This window comes from Tsukamurella tyrosinosolvens, from assembly GCF_900104775.1.
GTDB classification, from domain to species: domain Bacteria; phylum Actinomycetota; class Actinomycetes; order Mycobacteriales; family Mycobacteriaceae; genus Tsukamurella; species Tsukamurella tyrosinosolvens.
The window spans coordinates 4,124,683-4,145,722 of record NZ_FNSA01000003.1 but is presented as its reverse complement, the minus strand read 5'-3'; the positions used below and the strand labels follow the sequence as shown (position 1 = coordinate 4,145,722).

Annotated in this window: 20 protein-coding genes; 16 read left to right on the top strand and 4 right to left on the bottom strand. The window is 71.7% G+C overall.

The window, feature by feature from the left end; translation table 11 throughout:
- The first annotated feature begins 3 nt into the window (after positions 1 to 3).
- On the top strand, positions 4 to 699 hold the full coding sequence (locus tag BLW32_RS22490; RefSeq protein WP_068741588.1) for an alpha/beta hydrolase: 696 nt from the start codon (positions 4 to 6) through the stop codon (positions 697 to 699).
- Here BLW32_RS22490 and BLW32_RS22485 read toward each other — a convergent pair whose 3' ends face one another.
- On the bottom strand, positions 700 to 1,167 hold the full coding sequence (locus BLW32_RS22485) for a MarR family winged helix-turn-helix transcriptional regulator (RefSeq protein ID WP_068522540.1): 468 nt from the start codon (positions 1,165 to 1,167) through the stop codon (positions 700 to 702).
- A 61-nt stretch (positions 1,168 to 1,228) separates the two neighbouring features.
- Here BLW32_RS22485 and BLW32_RS22480 point away from each other — a divergent pair, with 61 nt between their 5' ends.
- Positions 1,229 to 2,806 carry an MFS transporter gene (locus BLW32_RS22480; RefSeq protein ID WP_082791382.1) on the top strand — a complete coding sequence of 526 codons (1,578 nt, stop codon included), beginning with the start codon at positions 1,229 to 1,231 and terminating at the stop codon, positions 2,804 to 2,806.
- Between the two features lie 47 nt (positions 2,807 to 2,853).
- Positions 2,854 to 4,602 carry a DUF2339 domain-containing protein gene (locus tag BLW32_RS22475; RefSeq protein ID WP_068741589.1) on the top strand — a complete coding sequence of 583 codons (1,749 nt, stop codon included), beginning with the start codon at positions 2,854 to 2,856 and terminating at the stop codon, positions 4,600 to 4,602.
- Here the strand turns inward: BLW32_RS22475 and BLW32_RS22470 are convergent.
- A complete protein-coding gene (locus BLW32_RS22470; protein WP_068741590.1) occupies positions 4,563 to 5,009 on the bottom strand; it encodes a hypothetical protein in 447 nt (148 codons plus the stop codon). The two genes, BLW32_RS22475 and BLW32_RS22470, sit on opposite strands and share 40 nt — an antisense overlap.
- 87 nt (positions 5,010 to 5,096) lie before the next feature.
- Here BLW32_RS22470 and BLW32_RS22465 point away from each other — a divergent pair, with 87 nt between their 5' ends.
- The 4 genes from BLW32_RS22465 to groL all read left to right on the top strand — a co-directional run bounded on the left by BLW32_RS22465 (position 5,097) and on the right by groL (position 9,566).
- Positions 5,097 to 5,975 (top strand): MmyB family transcriptional regulator, encoded by an 879-nt coding sequence (locus BLW32_RS22465; RefSeq protein ID WP_074850796.1) that lies wholly within the window; start codon positions 5,097 to 5,099, stop codon positions 5,973 to 5,975.
- Positions 5,976 to 6,017: 42 nt separating this feature from the next.
- The gene (locus tag BLW32_RS22460) at positions 6,018 to 7,391 is read left to right on the top strand and encodes a DUF445 domain-containing protein (protein ID WP_068741591.1); all 1,374 of its coding nucleotides are present in this window, start codon (positions 6,018 to 6,020) and stop codon (positions 7,389 to 7,391) included.
- 170 nt (positions 7,392 to 7,561) lie between these two features.
- Entirely contained in the window at positions 7,562 to 7,861 is a 300-nt protein-coding gene (gene groES / locus BLW32_RS22455) for a co-chaperone GroES (protein WP_068522534.1), read from the top strand.
- 97 nt (positions 7,862 to 7,958) lie between these two features.
- The gene (gene groL, locus BLW32_RS22450; RefSeq protein ID WP_068522532.1) at positions 7,959 to 9,566 is read left to right on the top strand and encodes a chaperonin GroEL; all 1,608 of its coding nucleotides are present in this window, start codon (positions 7,959 to 7,961) and stop codon (positions 9,564 to 9,566) included.
- 78 nt (positions 9,567 to 9,644) lie between these two features.
- Here groL and BLW32_RS22445 read toward each other — a convergent pair whose 3' ends face one another.
- Complete coding sequence (locus tag BLW32_RS22445) at positions 9,645 to 9,947, bottom strand: WhiB family transcriptional regulator (protein ID WP_068523271.1); 303 nt, start codon at positions 9,945 to 9,947, stop codon at positions 9,645 to 9,647.
- A 376-nt stretch (positions 9,948 to 10,323) separates the two neighbouring features.
- Between BLW32_RS22445 and BLW32_RS22440 the strand changes: the two genes are divergently transcribed.
- The 3 genes from BLW32_RS22440 to BLW32_RS26815 are packed head-to-tail and all read left to right on the top strand — an operon-like array spanning position 10,324 to position 12,978.
- Complete coding sequence (locus BLW32_RS22440) at positions 10,324 to 11,205, top strand: hypothetical protein (protein WP_074850794.1); 882 nt, start codon at positions 10,324 to 10,326, stop codon at positions 11,203 to 11,205.
- Between the two features lie 20 nt (positions 11,206 to 11,225).
- Positions 11,226 to 11,798, top strand: a complete 573-nt coding sequence (locus BLW32_RS22435; RefSeq protein ID WP_068741593.1) for a sigma-70 family RNA polymerase sigma factor — start codon at positions 11,226 to 11,228, stop codon at positions 11,796 to 11,798.
- 1 nt (position 11,799) lies between these two features.
- A complete protein-coding gene (locus BLW32_RS26815) occupies positions 11,800 to 12,978 on the top strand; it encodes an anti-sigma-D factor RsdA (protein ID WP_068741594.1) in 1,179 nt (392 codons plus the stop codon).
- Positions 12,979 to 13,057: 79 nt separating this feature from the next.
- Here BLW32_RS26815 and BLW32_RS22420 read toward each other — a convergent pair whose 3' ends face one another.
- A complete protein-coding gene (locus BLW32_RS22420) occupies positions 13,058 to 13,447 on the bottom strand; it encodes a DUF5319 domain-containing protein (protein ID WP_068522523.1) in 390 nt (129 codons plus the stop codon).
- 84 nt (positions 13,448 to 13,531) lie between these two features.
- Here BLW32_RS22420 and guaB point away from each other — a divergent pair, with 84 nt between their 5' ends.
- The 6 genes from guaB to guaA all read left to right on the top strand — a co-directional run bounded on the left by guaB (position 13,532) and on the right by guaA (position 21,005).
- A complete protein-coding gene (gene guaB / locus BLW32_RS22415; protein ID WP_068522521.1) occupies positions 13,532 to 15,073 on the top strand; it encodes an IMP dehydrogenase in 1,542 nt (513 codons plus the stop codon).
- Between the two features lie 58 nt (positions 15,074 to 15,131).
- Positions 15,132 to 16,310 carry a GuaB3 family IMP dehydrogenase-related protein gene (locus BLW32_RS22410; RefSeq protein WP_068522519.1) on the top strand — a complete coding sequence of 393 codons (1,179 nt, stop codon included), beginning with the start codon at positions 15,132 to 15,134 and terminating at the stop codon, positions 16,308 to 16,310.
- 112 nt (positions 16,311 to 16,422) lie between these two features.
- A complete protein-coding gene (locus tag BLW32_RS22405; protein ID WP_068741595.1) occupies positions 16,423 to 18,168 on the top strand; it encodes an FAD-dependent oxidoreductase in 1,746 nt (581 codons plus the stop codon).
- A 102-nt stretch (positions 18,169 to 18,270) separates the two neighbouring features.
- On the top strand, positions 18,271 to 18,927 hold the full coding sequence (locus tag BLW32_RS22400; protein ID WP_068741596.1) for a DNA alkylation repair protein: 657 nt from the start codon (positions 18,271 to 18,273) through the stop codon (positions 18,925 to 18,927).
- Positions 18,928 to 19,000: 73 nt separating this feature from the next.
- Complete coding sequence (locus tag BLW32_RS22395; RefSeq protein WP_068522513.1) at positions 19,001 to 19,381, top strand: hypothetical protein; 381 nt, start codon at positions 19,001 to 19,003, stop codon at positions 19,379 to 19,381.
- Positions 19,382 to 19,433: 52 nt separating this feature from the next.
- The gene (gene guaA, locus BLW32_RS22390) at positions 19,434 to 21,005 is read left to right on the top strand and encodes a glutamine-hydrolyzing GMP synthase (RefSeq protein ID WP_068741597.1); all 1,572 of its coding nucleotides are present in this window, start codon (positions 19,434 to 19,436) and stop codon (positions 21,003 to 21,005) included.
- Positions 21,006 to 21,040: the final 35 nt, after the last annotated feature.

Sequence of the window (21,040 nt, the reverse complement as noted above, 5' to 3'; positions counted from 1 at the left end):
CAGATGACGGAGAAGCCCACGATCGTCCTGGTCCACGGATTCTGGGGCGGGGCCGCCCACTGGGGGGATCTCATCGTCGAGCTGCGGCGCCGCGGCTACCCCGAGCTGCGCGCGGTCGAGAACCCGCTCACTTCTCTCGCCGACGACGCCGAGCGCACGCGGAAGATGGTCGCGCAGGTCGACGGTCCCGTGCTCCTCGTCGGCCACTCCTACGGCGGCGCCGTGATCACCGAGGCCGGCAACCAGCCCAATGTCTCCGGGCTGGTGTACATCGCGGCCTTCGCGCCGGACGCCGGCGAGAGCCCCGGAGCGATCACCGAGCAGCACCCGCCGGCCGCGGTCGACGCGATCGCGCCCGATTCCGACGGCTACCTGTGGATCGCGCAGGACCGCTTCCGCGAGAGCTTCGCGCAGGATCTCGACGAGGATGCGGCGCTCGTCATGGCCGTCACCCAGAAGGCGCCGCTGGGCTCCACCTTCGGCGATACCGTGACGGATCCGGCGTGGCGGCACAAGCCCAGCTGGTACCAGGTGTCCACGCAGGACAGGATGATCCACCCGGACAACGAGCGTCGGATGGCGGAGCGCATCGGCGCCCGTGAGGTCATCGAGCTCGACGCGAGCCACGCCTCGCTGGCCTCGCACCCGCGGGAGATCGCGGACCTCATCGACCGCGCGGTCGCGGCCTTCGCCGGCTGATCACTCCTCGCCGCAGAGGTACTCCCGCATCTCGCACTCGGCCGACTCGGCGCGCAGGACCGCGCGCTGGGTCGGCCGGGCCGCGTCGTAGCGCTCGCGGCCGCTGTCCGTGATCGAGGTGAACACCGACCGGCGGTCGCTCTGGCACATCGTGCGGGTCGCGAGGCCGTCCTTCTCCAGGCGGGCCACCAGGCGGGACAGTGCGGACTGGGAGAGGTGCACGTGCTCGGCCAGGTCGGCCATCCGCACCTTCTCGCCACCGTCGAGGGCGCCCGACCGGGCGCGTTCGAGCTGCTCGAGCACCTCGAACTCCGACGAGGTCAGCTCGTGCGCCGCGAGGGCGCGGTCGAGCGCGCAGGTCATGCGCGAGTAGTCGCGCATCAGCCGGTGCCACTGCTCGGCCAGCGCGTCGTCCGCCGGGGTGCAGGGGCTCGTGTCGATCGGAACGACGTCGCCGTTGACGCTCATGCCCGCAGTCTACACCGGACCGACGCAAAATATTCCCACGCATTAAATGTAGACACATTTAATGCGTGCGCATAGAGTCTCCGGAGTGACCACGACACACGAACCCCCGACAGCACCGTCGAACCCGACCCCCGGGAGGGAAGAGCTCCACGTCACCACCGCCTCCGGCTGGACCTCCCGCACCTGGCTGCTCCTGCTCGTCCTCTGCGGCGCCCTGTTCCTGGACGCCCTCGACATCTCGATGGTCGGCGTGGCACTGCCCTCCATCAAGGCGGCCCTCGGCATGGACCCGTCGTCCCTGCAGTGGATCGTCTCCGGCTACGTCCTCGGCTACGGCGGCCTGCTGCTGCTCGGCGGCCGCGCGGCGGACCTGATCGGCCGGCGCCCCGTCTTCCTCGGCGCCGTCCTCGTCTTCGGCGTCGCCTCCGTCGCCACCGCCTTCGTCGACGTGCCGACCGCGCTCATCGCGCTGCGCTTCATCAAGGGCGTCGCCGCGGCCTTCACCGTCCCGGCGGGCCTGTCGATCATCACCACGACCTTCGCCGAGGGACCGGCCCGCAACAAGGCCTTCTCCATCTACACCGTCGCGGGAGCCTCCGGCTTCTCGATGGGCCTCGTCTTCGGCGGCCTGCTCACCGAGCTGTCCTACCGGCTCACCCTGCTGTTCCCCGGCCCCGTCGCCCTCGCGCTCGTCGTGCTGGGGTGGAAGGTCATCCCGCGGACCGCACCGTCGGAGACCTTCGCGCTCAAGCGCTTCGACGTGGCCGGGGCCGTCACCTCGACCGGCGCGCTCCTGATCCTCGTCTACACGGTGGTCCAGGCGCCCCACCTCGGCTGGACCTCGCCGACGGTGCTGACCCTGTTCGCCGTGTCCGCGCTGCTCGCAGTGGCCTTCGTCGTCATCGAGGCCAAGCACAGGCACCCGCTGGTCCGGCTGGGCATCCTGCGCTCCGTCCGGCTGGTGCACGCCAACCTCGCCGGCTTCGTCATGTTCGGCGGCTACGCGGCCTTCCAGTTCCTGGTCACGCTCTACGTGCAGGACTCGCTGGGCTGGAGCCCCGTCGCCATGTCGCTCGCCTTCCTGCCCGCCGGCCTGCTCGTGGTGGCCTCGGCCACCAAGATCGACGCCGTCCTCGACCGTGTGAACAGCACTGTCCTCGTGGCAGTCGGCCTCACCGCCTTCCTCGGCGCGTACGTGTGGTTCCTCCGCGCGGAGGCCGGGGCCAGCTACTGGCTGTTCCTGTTCCCGACGATCCTGTTGCTCGGCGTGGGCTTCGCCCTCACGTTCCCGGCGGTGAACTCCCAGGCCACCGAGGGTGTGGACGACGACGAGCAGGGCCTCGCCTCCGGCCTGCTCAACACCTTCATCCAGGTGGGCGGCGCCGTGATGATGGCCGTCGTCACCGCGATCACCACCAGCGCGGGGAGCGAGGCCCTGCCCGGGCAGCTGCTGCCCGGGATGACCACAGCCATCGCCGTTGTCGTCGGGCTCACCCTCGTCGGCCTCGCGGGCACGGTGACGGTGCTCGCCCTGGCCCGCCCCGGCCGGTCCGACGGTGCCGCCCCCGCCGCGGCGCCCGTCTCCGGGGTGCAGGCCCCCGCGGCGCAGGCCGAGGTGGGAAGTACCGCCGACCTCTGAGTAGTCCTACGCTGCCGCGCCGCCTCCCGGCGCGGCAGCGTAAGGGCATGCCACAGATCACCTCGCAGTCGGACCCCCGGATCGCCCGGCTCGCCACCGAACTCGACATCACCGTCCGCAGGCTGCAGTGGATGCAGGCCGAGCTCGGCGCGATGCAGCGGCCCGTCGCCGCCCCCGTGCTCATCACCCAGGCGCAGCGGCCCGTGCAGGCTCCCCGGCCTCAGGCCCAGCCGCGGCCCGTACCGCCGCCCCCGCCGGTGCCGTTCCCCGCTCCCGCACCGGCACGGCCCGCACGGCCGCCCGTCTTCACCGTCGCGCGGGTGCTCGCCGGCGCGGGCGTCCTCGTCACGCTCATCGGCGTCGCCCTGCTCCTCGTCCTCGCCGCGCAGGCGGGACTCCTCGGCCCCGCGGTCCGCGTCGGCCTCGGCACCGCGCTCGCCGCGGGCCTCCTCGGGGCGGCGCTCTGGCTGCACCGCCGGCCCGGCGGCCGCATCGGGTCCGCCGCGCTCGCCGCCACCGGCATCGCCGCTGCCTACCTCGACACCGTCGCGGTCACGGGGATCTACGAATGGGTGCCCCCGGTCGTCGGGCTCACGCTGTCGGGTCTCATCGCCCTCGGCGGCCTCGCGCTGGCCCAGCGCTGGCGCAGCCAGTGGCTCGGGATCGCGCTCTACGCGCCGGTCCACCTGCTGGCGCCGCCGCTCGCCGGCAACGCCTACCTGCTCGGCGGCTTCACCCTGATCCTCGCGATCGCCTCGATCGGCGTCTCCCGCCCGGCCGCTTGGCCCTGGCTCCACGTGGTCCGCTCGGCCGGCACCTCGCTCACCCTCGCGGTGCTGGCCCTCGCCGCCGGCCCGTCCGACGCGCTGCCGATCCTCGGTGCGACGGTGCTCGGCGCCGTCGTCGGCCTGCTCGCCGCAGCCGACCCCGACGCCCGCGCCGGCCGGTCCTGGGCGCTGGTCGCCGCCGGCATCGTCTCGTCGGCGCCCGTCCTGCTGGCGACGACCGGCGCTCCCGACTGGGCGGCGGCCTTCGCCGCCCTCGCCCTGGTCGCCGCGGCGGTCGCGCTCGGCCTGATGTCGGGTACCGCGCCCGCGGTCCGCGGCGTGTGGTTCGGCGTCGCCGCCTTCGCCGCGCTCATCGGCGCCCTCGTCGCCACGCCCTCCGCCTCGCTGCCCGCGGTCGTGCTCGCGCTCGGCGTCGGCGCGCTCGTCGCGGCCGGCCGCGAACCGTCGGCCTGCTGGGCCGGCGCGGCCCTCGGGGGCGTGGGTCTCGCGATCGCGCTCGAGCAGTACGGCCCGACGGTGACCCTGCTCGACTCCGCGGTCCGCCTCGGCGCGGGCACCGCCCCGGCCCTCGCGACCGCGGCCCTCGCCCTCGCACTCGCCGTCGTCGCCGCGTGGCGCCTGCTGCCGCAGGTTCCCGAGGAGGCGCGCAACCTCGTCGGCGCGGTCTGCGGCGTCGCGGCCCTCGGTGCGGCCACCGCGCTGTTCGCGAACGTCGGCTGGGCCCTCGGCGGCGCGGAGGGCGCCCGCTGGGGCCACGGTGTCGCGACCGTCGCCTGGATCACCACGGGCGCGTACCTGCTCCTGCAGCGGCGGCGCGACGGGGGCACGGCAGGCACCGTCGCGGGCCTGGCGCTCATCGCGGGCGCCGTCGCGAAGCTCTTCCTCTTCGACCTCGCCGCCCTCGACGGTGCCGTGCGCGTGATCGCCTTCCTGCTGGTGGGGATCACCCTGCTCGGGGTCGGCGCCGCCTACGCGGCCAGGGCGGACCGGGCGCGGCGGGCGGTCTGACGGGACCGGACGATGCCAGTGGCGGCGTCCGTCAGCCCGACGATCGCGTAGGCGCCGGTGATCGCCACCATCAGGCGACCGGCACGGCGCGACTCCGCGTCGTCGACGGCTGCGAGCCGGGCGAGCCCGTTCACCGTGTCGACCACGTCGATGAGCAGGCCGAAGCGCCGCCACCGCGCCCGCGTCGCCGCGTCGCCGGTGACGTAGCCGAGTCCGATCGCGAGGGCGCGCGCCCCGAACACGCCGATCAGGTAGTCGGTGTGCGGCGCGCCCAGCGACGGCGCGCCCGCCACCCGCAGATTGGTACGCGGGGCGAGGACCGCGGCGGTGCCCCAGGCGATGCGGCCCGCCGCCATCAGGGTGAAGGCGGGCGAGAGCGGGTCGGAGGTGGTGATCGTGGTCGTCATGCCGACGAGTCTCGCGACGAGTACGCCGGGCGTCGATTACCTGCGAGGTAATGCGAACGCCTACCGGTCGCGGCTAGCGTCGAGACGATGACGTGCGGCGAGATGATCCGGGACTGGCGCGTGCGGCGGCGCCGCACCCAGCTCGACGTCGCGCTCGCGGTGGGCGTCTCCGCGCGTCATCTGAGTTTCGTGGAGACCGGGCGCGCGCGACCGAGCCGGCGCCTCGTCGCCGCGCTGGGGGAGCAGCTCGACATGCCGCTCGGCGCCCGCAACGAGGCCCTGCTGGCCGCCGGGTTCGCGCCGGCGTACACCGCGCACGGCCTCGACGACGCGCCCATGCGGCCCGTGCGCGCGGCGCTCGAGACGGTCCTCGCCGCCCACTCTCCCTATCCCGCGCTGGTCCTCGGCGCGGGATTCGACCTGCTGACCGCGAACGCGGGAGCCGCGCTGTTCGTCACGGGCGTCGACGCCGCGCTGCTCGCCCCGCCGCTCAACGTCATGCGGTTGACGCTGCACCCCGACGGTCTCGCGCCGCGCCTGCTCAATCACGCGCAGGTGCGGGACTCCGTGCTCGCCCGGGTGCGCCGTTCGCACGAACGCACCGCGGACCCCCGGCTCGGCGAGCTGTACCGCGAGCTGAGCGATTACCCCGCGCCGCCGGGCACCGTCGACCCCGATCCCGTGCCGGGCGTCTTCGTCCCGTTCCGGATGCGGGGCGACGACGGGGGCGAGCTCGCTTTCGCCAGCACCCTCACGACGTTCGGCGGGCCGCGCGATGTGGTGCTCGAGAGCCTCGTCCTCGAGGCCTTCTACCCGATGGACGAAGAGACCCGGCGCCGGCTCGACGGCGCCGCGGACCGGAACGACGACCGGATCGCCGAGATCACGACGCGGGCGCCGCACCTGGCGGGGTACCTGGCCCGGGGCCCGGCGGCGGGGTCTCGCGGTGGGCGACCGGTCGTGTGATTCACATCACGATCACCGGTCGTCGTGCGTAGGGTGGCCGCCATGCAGACCTGGGCCGAGATCACTGCGGACGTTCAGCGGAACTGGCTCATCTACCTGTCCATGCCGGTCATCGCGGCCCTCATCGGCTACGGGACCAAGGTCGTCGCCATCCGGATGATGTTCCGGCCGCACCGGTTCAAGGGCATCGGCAAGCTCGGCTGGCAGGGCATCATCCCCAAGCGGGCGCCGCAGATGGTCGAGGTGCTGTGCGACACCCTGACCGACCGGCTGGTCTCGGCGTCGGACATCCTCGAGAAGGTCGACGCGGACGAGCTGGGCGACCGGATGGAGCGGCAGCTGCGGCGCGAGGTCGCGCGGATCGTGCCGGTCGTCGCCGCGGAGTACCAGCCCGCCCTCTGGAACCTCCTTCCCACGGCGGCCCGCGACCTGGTGATCCAGCGCGCGCAGGTGATCGCGCGGGACCTGATTCCGAAGCTGGTGACGGCGATCCGGGAGAACATCGACGAGGTCTTCGATCTCAAGGAGATGGTCACGCGGGAGGTGCTGGCCGACCCCGACGTGCTGGAGAAGATGTTCCTCGACGTGGGCCGGCGGGAGTTCGCCTTCATCCGCAACAGCGGCCTCGTCTTCGGCTTCTTCATCGGCCTGCTGCAGGCCGCGTGCTGGGCCCTCTTCCGCAATCCGTGGATCATGCCGCTCTTCGGCCTCTTCACCGGCTGGTTCACGGACTGGGCCGCGCTGCGGCTCATCTTCAATCCCAAGGAACCGAAGAAGTACCTGGGCTTCATCCCGTGGCAGGGACTGTTCCAGAAGCACCGCATCCCGGTCTCCGAGGAGTACGGCGCGCTCATCGCCACCCGCGTGCTCACCGCCGAGCGGCTGGTGCGCTCGCTGTTCACCGGCCCGCAGCGCGACCAGCTGGTGACCGTCGTGGCCGCGGTGCTCCGCGAGGCGATGGAGGACGAGATGCCGAGCGTCGAGAAGGCGCTGCGCAGCAACTCGGACAGCCTCGGCCTCGACAAGCTGGGCGTCGGGCCGCTCACGGCCGGCAACCTCGTCGGCGTGGTCGCCGATGCCGTGGGGATGGTCGGGGGCGCCGTCGGCGGGCAGGTGGGGAAGGTCGCGGGCGGCCTGGACATGACGCAGATCGGCCCGATGTCGCGGGCGGGCGCGGACGACTTCGTCGCCTCGATGCCGGTGATGCTCGCGGACGCGAACGACTACCTGGACGCGAAGCTCGACATCCGCACGACGATGGTGCAGAAGATGGCGGCGATGAGCCCCGACGAGTTCGAGGGTGTGCTGCGCCCGGCCTTCCAGGCGGACGAGAAGACGCTGATCATGGTCGGCGCGATCCTCGGCTTCCTCGTCGGTGAACTGCAGGTTCTGATGGTCGAGCACCTCACCCATTGAGTTGTTCCACGACCGCCCTTGAGTGCTAGCACTCCCATCGGTAGAGTGCTAAGTGGTTCGTGTGTGCGGGGAGTTCCGCGCGCACAAGGTGACGCCGGCACCCGCGACGACGGCTGTGACTTTCGGGCCACCCAACATGACAGAAGATTTTCCACACATGGAGGCGAACTGTGGCGAGCGTGAACATCAAGCCGCTTGACGACAAGATCCTGGTCAAGGCCACCGAGGCCGAGACCACCACCGCGTCGGGTCTGGTCATCCCGGACACCGCCAAGGAGAAGCCGCAGACCGGCACCGTCGTCGCCGTGGGCGAGGGTCGCGTGACCGAGCAGGGCAACCGGGTTCCGACCGGCATCAACGAGGGCGACACCGTGCTGTTCAGCAAGTACGGCGGCACCGAGTTCAACTACAACGGCGAGGAGTACCTCGTGCTCTCCGCGCGCGACGTCCTGGCCGTCATCGGCAAGTAACGGCGCACACGTGCGAATTCCGGACCGCCCGGCCCCTGGGAAACCGCCGGGGACGGGCGGTCCGGCCGTTTCCGCAGAGCTTGAGGAGCTTTGAAACATGGCTAAGCAAATCGCATTCGACGAGTCCGCGCGCCGCAGCCTGGAGGCCGGTGTCGACGAGCTCGCCGACGCCGTCAAGGTCACCCTGGGCCCCCGCGGCCGCCACGTGGTGCTCGCGAAGGCCTTCGGCGGCCCCGTCGTCACCAACGACGGCGTGACCATCGCCAAGGAGATCGAGCTGGAGGACCCGGTCGAGAACCTGGGCGCCCAGCTGGTGAAGTCGGTCGCCACCAAGACCAACGACATCGCCGGCGACGGCACCACGACCGCCACCGTGCTCGCGCAGGCGATCGTCAAGGAGGGCCTGCGCAACGTCGCGGCCGGCGCCAACCCGATGGAGTTCGGCAGGGGCATCGGCGCGGCCGCCGACAAGGCCGCCGAGATCCTGATCTCGCAGGCCACCCCGGTCGACGGCGAGAAGGCGATCGCGCAGGTCGCGACCGTCAGCTCCCGCGACGCCGAGCTCGGCGAGATGATCGGCTCCGCGATGACCAAGGTCGGCGCCGACGGCGTCGTCACCATCGAGGAGAGCTCCGGCGTCGAGACCGACGTCGTGGTCACCGAGGGCGTGCAGTTCGACAAGGGCTACATCTCCCCGAACTTCGTCACCGACCTCGAGGAGCGCAAGGTCGTCTTCGACGACGCCCTGGTGCTGCTGGTCCGCGACAAGATCACGTCGCTGCCCGACTTCCTGCCGCTGCTCGAGAAGATCCTCGAGACCGGCAAGCCGGTGCTGATCGTCGCCGAGGACGTCGAGGGCGAGCCCCTGTCGACGCTGGTCCTGAACACCCTGCGCAAGACCATCCGCGCCGTCGCCGTGAAGGCGCCGTTCTTCGGTGATCGCCGCAAGGCCTTCCTCGAGGACCTCGCCATCGTCACCGGCGGCACCGTCATCAACACCGACCTGGGCCTGAGCCTGGCCACGGCCGGCATCGACCTGCTGGGCAGCGCCCGGCGCGTCGAGGTGACCAAGGACGCCACCACCATCGTCGACGGTGCCGGCTCCTCGGAGGACGTCAAGCAGCGCGCGGCGCAGATCAAGGCCGAGATCGAGAACAGCGACTCCGACTGGGACCGCGAGAAGCTCTCCGAGCGCCTCGCGAAGCTGGCTGGCGGCGTGGCCGTGATCCGCGTGGGCGCGCACACCGAGACCGAGCTCAAGGAGCGCAAGCACCGCGTCGAGGACGCCGTCTCCGCCGCGCGTGCCGCGGTCGAGGAGGGCATCGTCTCCGGTGGCGGCACCGCCCTGGTCAAGGTCAGCGCGCAGCTGGCCGACCTGGAGGACGGCGCCGAGGGCGACCGCAAGCTGGGCGTGCGTGCGTTCCGTCGCGCGCTGACGGCCCCGCTGTACTGGATCGCCACCAACGCGGGCGAGGACGGCGCGGTCATCGTCAACCGGGTCACCGAGACCGGTGACGGCTTCAACGCCGCGACCCTGCAGTTCGGCGACCTGATCGCCGACGGTGTCATCGACCCGGTGAAGGTCACCCGCAGCGCCGTGGTGAACGCCGCGTCCGTGGCGCGGATGATCCTCACCACCGAGGCCACCGTCGTCGACAAGCCGGCCGACGAGCCCGAGGACGCCCACGCGGGCCACTCGCACTAGGCGAGCCCCCGGGCACTGCTCGAACAGACGGAGCGCCCCCGACCGCGAGGTCGGGGGCGCTCCCGTGTTCGGGGCGGGTCAGCCGGCGATGCGGCTGGTCTTGACCCGCGACTTCGCGGTGAGGGCGGCGCGCTCCGACTCCGACAGGCCGCCCCAGATGCCGTAGGGCTCGGCGACCGCGATCGCGTGCGTGCGGCACTGCGCGAGGACGGGGCAGGTGCGGCACAGCTCCTTGGCGCGCCGCTCGCGCTGCGCACGGGCCCGGCCGCGCTCGCCGTCCGGATGGAAGAACACCGAGCTGTCGACCCCGCGACACACGCCATGCATCTGCCAGTCCCAGAAATCCGAGTTGGGACCGGGGAGCTCGTTGGGTTGAGGCATGCGCATTCTCCAGACACTCGGCGTTCTCGCGGGCGTGGAAACGTCGTTGTTCCTCTCGCGCACTCACCGTAGGCAGTTCGCCAGACGAAGGTCAACCCGTTCCGGGGTATCCGGGGGGTGATTCGATCAGCGTGAGAATTAACGTCGTGTTCATTCATTACGCCGGTGTGCACCTGAGGAATTGCGACTGTGAAGTGAGTGTCTCGGGAAGTGTTCGCCCAGGTAGTGGTAAGTTTTGAATTGTCGTACGCCGTACCAATGGGGCGTTCACAGGCTGCGGACGGACGGGAAACGTCTTACATGACGGTAACCTCAACGCCCGTGAACGGCCTCGGTGATCCATTGTCACGGCTGCAAATTCCGGAAGGTTAAATCTTTGGAAACTGGACACTCGGGGCCCTCCGCGGAGGTGCTCCTCGCCGCGGCGTTCGGTGCGGACTGCGGTCCCGCCGGGCCGCTCGACGGTCCGCAGGGGCGAGCGTGGCTCCGGGCGGTCGCGCTCGCGGGTGCCGGACGGTTCGCCGCCGCGCGCACCCTCACGGCCCCCGTGGTCGACGGTCCCTTCGCCTCCGCCGCACGGTGCCTCGAGGCGTCGATGCTGCGGCAGTCCGGCCGGCACCGCGCCGCCGCGGTCCCCGACGGCACCGCGCTTGCTCTTGCATACACAGGGTGTGAACAACCTGTGTACGACATGAGTGTGGCATGGGCGGCCGACGCGACCGTCGGGCTCGCAGCGGACGCCCTCGGTACCGGCCGCTACGCGCTGAGCGCGCGCCTCCTCGCGCGGGCCGATGAGCATCTCGCCGCGCACGACGCCGGTGCGGCGGGGAGTGCCGGGGGAGGCGCTGCGCAGCCGTCGCCGGGGCCGTGGTGGACGGTGCCCCGCGCGCGCCTGCGCCGGGACTGGGTCGCGGCCGAGCTGGCCGTGTACTCCGGGGACGCCGCGGGCGCGGCGGACGCGGTCGGCGCCCTGCTCACGGCCGATCCGGGGCCGGGCCGGCCTCGTCATCACGCGAAGACGCTCCTCATCGCGGGCGCCGCGGCGATGGCCTCGGGGCAGGCCGACCGGGCGGTGGAACTGGTCGAGCAGGCCTACCGGGTCGCCACCGAGGCGGTGTTGAATCCTCTAAGGTGGGCCGGAGCCAAAATGATGAGCGGCACGTCAGGAGGAGAGGGTCGGGGGGCGGCTGCGGCGCGGATCGTCGCCGTTCTGGAGGAGGAATGGATTCGTGATGGCGCGGATCTGGCAGGGGTGTAACGGCGGAATGCAGGCTGGCGATGAATCTGACAGGTGAGGAGCTCGACCGGGCCGTGCGCGAGGCAGCGCGCGGTGACAGGTCGGCGCTCGCAGATGTCCTCGACACCATCCGACCCCTCGTCGTGCGGTACTGCCGCGCGCGGGTCGGTGGCGGCGAGCGTCACTCGCTGTCGGCTGAGGATCTCACGCAGGAGGTGTGCATGGCTGTGATGACGGCCCTGCCCCGTTACGAGGACCAGGGGCGCCCGTTCATGGCGTTCGTGTACGGCATCGCCGCGCACAAGGTCGCGGACGGCTTCCGGAACGCCTCGCGTAACAAATCCGACCCCGTCGGCGAGATCCCAGAGAGAGCGTCGCTGGAAGGCGGGCCCGAGAGCCACGCGCTCGCCACCGAGGCGAGCCGTGACATGGCCCGGCTCCTGAGCACGCTCCCCGAGAAACAGCGCGAGATCCTGATCCTCCGCGTGGTCGTCGGCCTGTCGGCCGAGGAGACCGCGGAGGCCGTGGGCGGTACCGCCGGTGCCGTCCGCGTGGCTCAGCACCGCGCGCTGACGAAGCTGAAGAACCAGATCGCGAAAGAAGGTGAGAACTGACATGGCCGATGACAACGACGAGCGGGGCACCAACGGGCGCTTCGACCCGCACGACCCCGAGAACACGGCCGCTCACCGTCTTGGTCCGCCGATCCGCCCGATGCGGCCCGGCGCACCCCGCGGCATCGGCGCCGACGACACCGGCTTCATCGACCGGGTCACCGACGACGGTGCGCCCGTCGACGTCGCCGCGGTCCGCCGCGACGACGACCTGATCGAGGCGCTGGCCGCCGGCGGCGCCGTCACGACCGCGGATCAGAGCGAGTTCGCGCTCGCCTCCCTGCTCGCGGACTGGCGTGACGAGATCGTCACCACGCCGGTCCCGGCCGGCCCCACGGTGGACGAGCTGCTCGCCGCCACCGAGCCGGCGCGCCGCACCCGCGGCTTCCGCCCGGCTCGACCGGCGACCCCGCCCCCGGCCCCCGCGGTCGGCGCACCGTCGGGCGACGGTGCCGGCGACGTCACGCCCATCGGCGATGCGCCCTCGCGGCGCGGCAGGCGCTTCGGCCTCGTGGCCGGCGCGGCCGCTGCGGCCGTGGCGATCCTCGGCGGCGGCACGGTGCTCGTGAACTCGGCGAGCCCGGGCGACGGTGCGCTGTGGAGCGTCAAGGAGGTCGTCTTCTCCGACGCCGCTTCGCAGACGATCGCCACCTCGGAGGCGAAGGCGCAGCTCGAGAGCGCGAACAACGCGATCGAATCGAGCAACCAGGCCGAGGCGCAGGCCGCGCTGGTCAGCGCCCGGCAGCAGGCCGCCAAGGTGAAGAACGAGAAGGACCGCGCCGCACTCGAGGAGCGGATCCGCGCCGCGGAGGCGCGCGCCGGGCTGCCGGTCGGGTCCACCGACCTGCCCACCTCGACGCGCCCCACCACGCCCTCGGCGTCGGTCCCGCCGACCTCGACGACCGAGCCGACCGTGACGATCCCGACGGAGCCGACCCGGCCGACGTACCCGACGCGGCCGACCACGCCGACGACGACCACGCCGGACCCCACGTCGACGACTCCGACGACGACCACTCCCACGACGACCACCCCGACGACGACCACGCCGACCACCACGACGACGACCGCGCCGACGACGACCACCACGACCCCGCGTCCCCGGCCGACCGCCACGACGACGACGGCCGCGTCCGCCTCGGTGCTGACGATCGTCCCCGAGGAGTGGTTGCCGCGCTGACGGCGTAGCGGTGCAGCACGACGAAGGCCCCCACCGAGCGGTGGGGGCCTTCGCCGTGTCCGGGTGCGCTAGGGCCGGCTCACTCCTCGTTCGCGAGGTTCATGGCCGCATCGGCGTAGCCGCGGCAGTAGTCCCAGGTGACGTAGGCGTCGGGCGCCGGATCGTAGGCCGGCTCGTGCGGCCGGACGGTGCCGTCGACCAGCAGCTGCAGCAGGTTCGCGCGCAGCATGTCCCAGTCGTGGTAGTGATCTTCCTGACAGTCGTCGCAGCAGATCACCAGGCCGCGGACGCCGCGGTGCGCGAGCAGGGCCTCGTAGACGGAGAGGTCCGCCAGGTCCTCCTCGACCGCGAGGCGTTCGGCGGGATCGAGGGGCTGACCTGGGTCGAGCGAGTCCAGCGCGGCCGTCGGATCGCTCGGGTCGTCGGCGAACGGATCCGGCGGGAGGCCGGGGGGAAGATTGTTGCGCACGTCCCCACGGTACGCAGAAATGCCCGGGGAAGGCCAGTCACACGCGCTGTACGAGTGCAGGAATCCGCCGCGTACCATGGATACATGACGCGCTCCGCCTCTTCCGCGCCCGCATCCGGCAACGTTTTCATCGGGGGCGACGACCCCGCCAAGGTCGCCATGCTCGGTCTCACGTTCGACGACGTCCTCCTCGTTCCCGCCGCCTCCGACGTGATCCCGTCGGGGGTGGACATCTCCACGAAGCTGACCCGCGAGATCTCGCTCAAGGTGCCGCTCATCAGCTCGGCGATGGACACCGTCACCGAGGCCCGCATGGCCATCGCGATGGCCCGCAACGGCGGCATGGGCGTGCTGCACCGCAACCTCTCGGTCGAGGCGCAGGCCCAGCAGGTCGAGACGGTCAAGCGCTCCGAGGCCGGCATGGTCACGGACCCGGTCACCTGCAGCCCGTCGAACACGCTCCGCGAGGTCGACGAGATGTGCGCCCGCTTCCGCATCTCGGGCCTGCCCGTCACGGACGAGCGGGGCACGCTGGTCGGCATCATCACCAACCGCGACATGCGCTTCGAGGTCGACTTCGATCGTCCCGTCGCCGAGGTGATGACGAAGGCGCCGCTGATCACCGCGCAGGAGGGCGTCACCGCCGAGGCCGCGCTGGGCCTGCTCCGCCGGCACAAGATCGAGAAGCTGCCGATCGTCGACGGCAGCGGCAAGCTCACGGGGCTCATCACGGTCAAGGACTTCGTCAAGACCGAGCAGCACCCGAACGCGACCAAGGACTCCGACGGCCGCCTGCTGGTCGGTGCCGCCGTCGGCGCGGGCGACGAGGCGTGGGAGCGCGCGATGGCGCTGCGCGACGCCGGCGTCGACGTGCTGGTGGTCGATTCGGCGCACGGCCACTCGAGCGGCGTGCTGAACATGATCGAGAAGCTCAAGCTCGAGCTCGGTGACGACGTGCAGCTCATCGGCGGCAACGTCGCGACCCGCGGCGGTGCGGCGGCCCTGGTCGCGGCGGGTGTCGACGGCGTGAAGGTGGGCGTGGGCCCCGGCTCGATCTGCACCACCCGCGTGGTCGCCGGCGTCGGCGCCCCGCAGATCACGGCCATCCTCGAGGCGACCGCGGCGTGCGCCCCGGCGGGCGTCCCGGTCATCGCGGACGGCGGCCTGCAGTTCTCGGGCGACGTGGCGAAGGCCCTCGCGGCCGGCGCCTCGACGGCGATGCTCGGCTCGCTGCTCGCCGGCACCGCGGAGTCCCCGGGCGAGCTGATCCTCGTCGGTGGCAAGCAGTTCAAGAGCTACCGCGGCATGGGCAGCCTCGGCGCCATGCAGGGCCGCGGCCAGGGCAAGTCCTACTCCAAGGACCGCTACTTCCAGGACGACGTGCTCTCCGAGGACAAGCTGGTCCCCGAGGGCATCGAGGGTCGCGTGCCCTTCCGCGGCCCGCTGAGCTCGGTGATCCACCAGCTCACCGGCGGCCTCCGCGCGGCCATGGGGTACACCGGCAGCCAGACCATCGAGGACCTCAACCGCGCCCAGTTCGTGCAGATCACCGCAGCGGGTCTGAAAGAATCGCACCCGCACGACATCACGATGACGGTCGAGGCGCCGAATTACACCACGCGCTAGACCCTGCTGAACTGGCACATTCGGAGCGGCCGCTCCGGAATCGGAAGGACTGAGCGCGTTGCGCGACATGGTTGAGATCGGCATGGGTCGTACGGCCCGGCGCACCTACGAGCTGCAGGACGTGAACATCGTCCCCTCGCGGCGCACCCGCTCCTCGAAGGAGGTGTCCACCGCCTGGCAGCTCGACGCGTACCGCTTCGACACCCCGATCCTCTCGCACCCGACGGACGCGATCGGTTCGCCGGACTTCGCGATCGAGCTCGGCAAGCTGGGCGGCCTGGGCGTGCTCAACGCGGAGGGCCTGTTCTCCCGGCACCGCGACGCGGAGGCACAGCTGGAGCAGGTCGTCGACCTGGCCGCGTCCGACATCACGGGCATCGCGGCGATCCGCCGCCTGCAGGAGCTGCACGCCGCGCCGCTCGATCCCGAGCTGCTGGCCGCGGCCGTCGGCCGGGTCCGCGACGCAGGGGTGACGGTCGCCGTCCGCGTGTCCCCGCAGCGCGCCCGCGAGCTGACCCCGGTGCTGGTGAAGGCGGGCATCGACCTGCTGGTCATCCACGGCACCATCATCTCGGCCGAGCACGTCTCGAACGAGGACTCGGCGGGGGAGCCGCTCAACCTCAAGACCTTCATCGGCGACCTCGACGTGCCGGTCGTGGCCGGCGGCGTGAGCGATCACCGCACCGCGCTGCACCTCATGCGCACGGGCGCCGCAGGCGTCATCGTGGGCTACGGCTCGGCCGAGGGCGCCACCACCACCCGCGAGGTGCTCGGCATCGGCGTGCCGATGGCGACCGCCATCGCGGACGCGGCGGCGGCCCGCCGGGACTACCTCGATGAGACCGGCGGCCGGTACGTCCACGTCATCGCGGACGGCGACATCTACAGCTCCGGCGACGTGGCCCGCGCCATCGCGTGCGGCGCCGACGCCACCATGCTGGGCGCGCCGCTGGCGATCGCCGCCGAGGCGCCGGGCAAGGGCTGGTACTGGCCGTCGGTGGCGGCGCACCCGTCGATGCCGCGCGGTGCGGTCGCGCCCGCGCAGCTCGGTGGGCTGGATGCGGGGGAGGGCGCCGCCGCGGGCACCGCGCCGTCGCTCGCCACCATCCTCACCGGCCCGTCGACGGAGCCGAACGGCCAGATGAACCTGGTCGGAGGCCTGCGCCGGTCGATGGCGAAGGCCGGCTACAGCGAGCTCAAGGAGTTCCAGAAGGTGGGCCTCAACGTCGCGTACTGAGCGCGAACCACTGTTATTGAGTGGTGTTTAGTAGTACCGTTACCCGTCAGTAGGGCCGTGTCAGCAGCGGCCCGGTGACACATGTCCGCCACGGACGGGTGAGGGGTGCCAGATGGCCAAGGCAGTCGAGCAGAAGTCGGGCGATCACTTCGACGTGCTCGTGATCGGGTCGGGATTCGGCGGTAGCGTCACGGCGCTGCGCCTCACCGAGAAGGGCTACCGCGTCGGCGTGCTCGAGGCCGGGCAGCGGTTCGAGGACGAGGACTTCGCCGAGAGCACCTGGAACCTGAAGAAGTTCGTGTGGGCGCCGAAGATGGGCCTGTACGGCATCCAGCGGATCCACCTGCTCAACGACGCCGTCGTGCTCGCCGGCGCCGGCGTCGGCGGCGGCTCGCTGAACTACGCGAACACCCTCTACAAGCCGCCCGCGCCGTTCTTCAACGACCCGCAGTGGAAGCACATCACCGACTGGGACGACGAGCTCACGCCGTACTACGACCAGGCCCGCCGCATGCTGGGCGTGGTGAAGAACCCGCACGAGACCCCCTCGGACCGCGTGATCAAGCAGATCGCGGAGGAGATGGGCGTCGCGGACACGTTCACCGAGACACCCGTGGGCGTGTACTTCAACCAGCCGGGCCGCACCGACGCCGACCCGTTCTTCGGCGGCGCCGGCCCCGCCCGCACCGGCTGCACCGAGTGCGGCCAGTGCATGTCGGGCTGCCGCGTGGGCGCGAAGAACACGCTGATGAAGAACTACATCCACCTCGCGGAGGCGGGCGGCGCGCGGTTCATCCCGATGACCACGGTGACGGGGCTCCGCGAGGGCCGCAAGGGCGTCTGGGAGGTGTCGACGGTGCGCACCGGTGCCGTCGCGCGCAAGAACCGGACCGTCTACACCGCCGACAACGTGGTCTTCGCCGCGGGCACCTGGGGCACGCAGACGCTGCTGCACTCGCTCAAGGACACCGGCGCGTTGCCGAAGCTCTCGGACCGCCTCGGCGTGCTCACCCGCACCAACTCCGAGTCGATCCTGGGCTCCGCGCGCACCGTCGCCGATCCGTCGCAGGACCTCTCGCACGGTGTCGCGATCACCAGCTCCTTCTACCCGACGCCCGACACCCACATCGAGCCCGTCCGTTACGGCCCGGGCCGCAACGCCATGGGCCTGCTGCAGACGCTGCTCGTCGACGGCGGCGAGAAGCGCACCCGCCTGGGCGGCTTCCTCAAGGGCCTGGCGAAGAAGCCCACCGACCTCAAACTGCTGCTCACGCAGAAGGACTGGGGCCAGCGCGTGCTGATCCTGCTGGTGATGCAGAGCCTCGACAACTCGATCACCACGTACACCAAGAAGATCCCGGGCTCGAAGAAGCGGCGCATGGTCTCCAAGCAGGGCCACGGCGCGCCGAACCCCACCTGGATCCCCGCGGGCAACGAGGCCGCGCGGATCGGTGCGGAGAAGCTGAACGGCGTGGCCGGCGGCACCTGGGGCGACATCTTCAACGTCCCGATGACCGCCCACTTCCTCGGCGGCGCCGCCATCTCCGACGGCCCCGAGACCGGCGTCATCGACCCGTACCACCGCATCCACAACTACCCGTCGCTGTTCGTCGTCGACGGTGCCGCCATCTCCGCGAACCTCGGCGTCAACCCGTCGCTGTCGATCGCGGCGCAGGCCGAGCGCGCCGCGTCGCTGTGGCCGAACAAGGGCGAGCAGGATCCGCGCCCCGCGCAGGGCACCGGCTACCGGCGCATCGCCCCGACCGCGCCGAAGTCGCCCGCCGTGCCCGCGGGCGCGCCCGGCCAGCTGCTGTTGCCCATGCCGAAGGTGCGGCCGGCGCAGGAGTCGCAGGCCTGAGCCGGTCACGGTTTCCGAAAGTCGAGTTCTACGGCGCACCGAGGCAGCGATTCGCCTCGCCTGCCCGCAGGACTCGACTTTCGTCAGCGCTAACCTCGGGACATGACGCGAGTCGATGAGGTCGTGGCCGAGCTGGCGGCGCTGGAGGATCCGAAGGCGCGGGCCGTCAACGAGCGGCACGGCGACCCGCACGGCGTGAACCTGACGAAGCTGCGGGCGGTGGCGAAGTCGCTCGGCACCGACCGCGAGCTGGCCGGCGAGCTGTGGGACTCGGGCGACGTGGCGGCCCAGCTGGTGGCCCTGCTCATCGCGAAGCCGAAGGCCTTCACCGAGGACGAGCTGGACGCGATGGTGCGCTCCACTCGCAGCGACAAGGCCCACGACTGGTTGCTGAATTACCTGGTCACGAAGTCGCCGCACGCGGCGGCGCTGCGGGAGCGGTGGTTCGAGGACGCCGACCCGCGGGTCCGGGCGGCGGGCTGGGCGCTCACGACGCACGCGGTCGCGACGGCCGACCTGGACCGGGACGCGCTCCTGGACGAGATCGAACGCGAGATGCGCGACGCCGAGCCGAAGCTGCAGTGGGCCATGAACGAGACCCTCGCGACCATCGGCATCGAGGACCGGGCCCGCCGTGCCCGCGCGATCGCGATCGGTGAGGACCTGCAGGTGCTGGCGGACTACCCGGTGTCGAAGGGCTGCACGTCGCCGTTCGCGCCGGTCTGGATCGCCGAGATCGTCCGCCGCCGCGAGGACTAGGCCGGCGCGATCAGGGGCGGAACCCGGAGAAACCCTGATGACGGCGGCCGTCCCCGCGTCGTAGCGTGACCGCATGTCCGCAGGATTCCCCCTCGTCACCGTCCTCATCCGGCCCGACGACGAGCCGCGCGTCACCGCGTCCATCGGTGACCGCCTCGACGCGAGCGCGGCGCTGTTCGAGTTCGCGAGCTCCCCGGAGGACCCGTCGCTGCTGCGGCAGTGGGCGATCGAGCACCCGGGCACCCCGCCCGCCGACCGACGGTGCCGCGTGCTGTGGGCGCGGTTCGACGAGGCGGACCTGCAGCGCGTCGCGGAGGCGGCGATCGACGTCCTGTCCCCGCACGCGCGGGGCGAGAACGAGGCGATCCTCGCCGGCCGCGAGGTCCGTGTGACGCCCGACGAGTTCCCCTGGTACGCCCACGTCCCGCTGTGGGAGCTGGTGGACGTGCCCTGATGACCGGCCCTGATGTCGGAGCGCGGCGCCGACCGCGACTAGACTGAGCCGGGTGACGGACTCCTCACCCAACCCCGTTCTGGTCGTCGACTTCGGCGCGCAGTACGCGCAGCTGATCGCGCGCCGCGTCCGCGAGGCGCGGATCTACTCGGAGGTGGTGCCGCACACCATCACCGCCGAGGAGGTGCGCGCCAAGAGCCCCGCCGCCATCGTGCTGTCGGGCGGCCCCGCGTCGGTGTACGCGGAGGACGCCCCGAGCCTCGATCCCGCGGTCTTCGACCTCGGCGTCCCGGTGTTCGGCATCTGCTACGGCTTCCAGATGATGGCCCGGGCACTCGGCGGCACCGTCGCCAACACGGGCGGGCGCGAGTTCGGGCGCACCACCCTCACTCCCCAGGGCGACGGTGTCCTGCACGTGGGGCTTCCGGCCGAACAGCCGGTGTGGATGAGCCACAACGACGCCGTGCAGGTCGCGCCCGAGGGCTTCTCGACGGTGGCGTCGACGCCCGGCGCCCCGGTCGCCGCGTTCGAGAACGTCGGTAAGCGGATGGCGGGTGTCCAGTACCACCCCGAGGTGCTGCACAGCCCGCACGGCCAGGAGGTGCTCACGCGCTTCCTCTACGAGATCGCGGGGCTGAAGCCCACCTGGACCGCGGCGAACATCGCCGAGCAGCTCATCGAGGACGTCCGCGCCCAGGTCGGTGACGGCCTCGCGCTGTGCGCGCTGTCCGGCGGCGTCGACTCGGCCGTCGCGGCGGCGCTGGTGCAGAAGGCCATCGGCGACCGCCTCACCTGCGTCTTCGTCGATCACGGCCTGCTGCGGCAGGGCGAGCGCGAGCAGGTGCAGCAGGACTTCGTCGAGGCGACGGGCGCGCGCCTGATCACCGTCGACGCGGAGGACACCTTCCTCGGGCACCTCAAGGGCGTCTCTGACCCCGAGGAGAAGCGCAAGATCATCGGGCGCGAGTTCATCCGCTCGTTCGAGGACGTCGTCTCCGAAGCGCTGGGCGCGCGGGCGGCCGAGGGCCACACCATCGACTTCCTCGTCCAGGGCACGCTCTACCCCGACGTGGTGGAGTCGGGCGGCGGCGCCGGCACGGCGAACATCAAGAGCCATCACAACGTGGGCGGCCTGCCGGAGGACCTCGAGTTCACCCTCGTCGAGCCCCTGCGCCTGCTGTTCAAGGACGAGGTCCGCGCGGTCGGCCGCGAGCTGGGCCTGCCGGAGGAGATCGTCGGCCGCCAGCCCTTCCCCGGGCCCGGCCTGGCGATCCGCATCGTCGGCGAGGTCACCAAGGACCGCCTCGACCTGCTGCGCAAGGCCGATGCGATCGCCCGCGAGGAGCTCACCGCCGCGGGCCTCGACGGCACCATCTGGCAGTGCCCGGTCGTGCTGCTCGCCGACGTCCGCAGCGTGGGCGTGCAGGGCGACGGCCGCACCTACGGCCACCCGATCGTGCTGCGCCCCGTCAGCTCCGAGGACGCGATGACCGCGGACTGGACGCGCGTGCCGTACGAGACCCTCGAGATCATCTCGACCCGCATCACCAACGAGGTCGAAGAGGTCAACCGCGTGGTGCTCGACGTGACGAGCAAGCCGCCGGGGACCATCGAGTGGGAATAGCGGTCACGATCTGACCGGTGCCGCCGGTACCGTCG

What these genes read in the sequence shown, in the direction of transcription:
- BLW32_RS22445 (WP_068523271.1), bottom strand. Translation starts at nt 9,947, where the DNA reads ATGCCTCAACCCAACGAGCTCCCCGGTCCCAACTCGGATTTCTGGGAC.
- BLW32_RS22405 (WP_068741595.1), top strand. Translation starts at nt 16,423, where the DNA reads ATGGCCAAGGCAGTCGAGCAGAAGTCGGGCGATCACTTCGACGTGCTC.
- BLW32_RS22435 (WP_068741593.1), top strand. Translation starts at nt 11,226, where the DNA reads ATGAATCTGACAGGTGAGGAGCTCGACCGGGCCGTGCGCGAGGCAGCG.
- groL (WP_068522532.1), top strand. Translation starts at nt 7,959, where the DNA reads ATGGCTAAGCAAATCGCATTCGACGAGTCCGCGCGCCGCAGCCTGGAG.
- BLW32_RS22470 (WP_068741590.1), bottom strand. Translation starts at nt 5,009, where the DNA reads ATGACGACCACGATCACCACCTCCGACCCGCTCTCGCCCGCCTTCACC.
- guaB (WP_068522521.1), top strand. Translation starts at nt 13,532, where the DNA reads ATGACGCGCTCCGCCTCTTCCGCGCCCGCATCCGGCAACGTTTTCATC.
- BLW32_RS22465 (WP_074850796.1), top strand. Translation starts at nt 5,097, where the DNA reads ATGACGTGCGGCGAGATGATCCGGGACTGGCGCGTGCGGCGGCGCCGC.
- BLW32_RS22460 (WP_068741591.1), top strand. Translation starts at nt 6,018, where the DNA reads ATGCAGACCTGGGCCGAGATCACTGCGGACGTTCAGCGGAACTGGCTC.
- BLW32_RS22485 (WP_068522540.1), bottom strand. Translation starts at nt 1,167, where the DNA reads ATGAGCGTCAACGGCGACGTCGTTCCGATCGACACGAGCCCCTGCACC.
- BLW32_RS26815 (WP_068741594.1), top strand. Translation starts at nt 11,800, where the DNA reads ATGGCCGATGACAACGACGAGCGGGGCACCAACGGGCGCTTCGACCCG.
- BLW32_RS22395 (WP_068522513.1), top strand. Translation starts at nt 19,001, where the DNA reads ATGTCCGCAGGATTCCCCCTCGTCACCGTCCTCATCCGGCCCGACGAC.
- BLW32_RS22490 (WP_068741588.1), top strand. Translation starts at nt 4, where the DNA reads ATGACGGAGAAGCCCACGATCGTCCTGGTCCACGGATTCTGGGGCGGG.
- BLW32_RS22475 (WP_068741589.1), top strand. Translation starts at nt 2,854, where the DNA reads ATGCCACAGATCACCTCGCAGTCGGACCCCCGGATCGCCCGGCTCGCC.
- BLW32_RS22480 (WP_082791382.1), top strand. Translation starts at nt 1,229, where the DNA reads ATGCGTGCGCATAGAGTCTCCGGAGTGACCACGACACACGAACCCCCG.
- BLW32_RS22400 (WP_068741596.1), top strand. Translation starts at nt 18,271, where the DNA reads ATGACGCGAGTCGATGAGGTCGTGGCCGAGCTGGCGGCGCTGGAGGAT.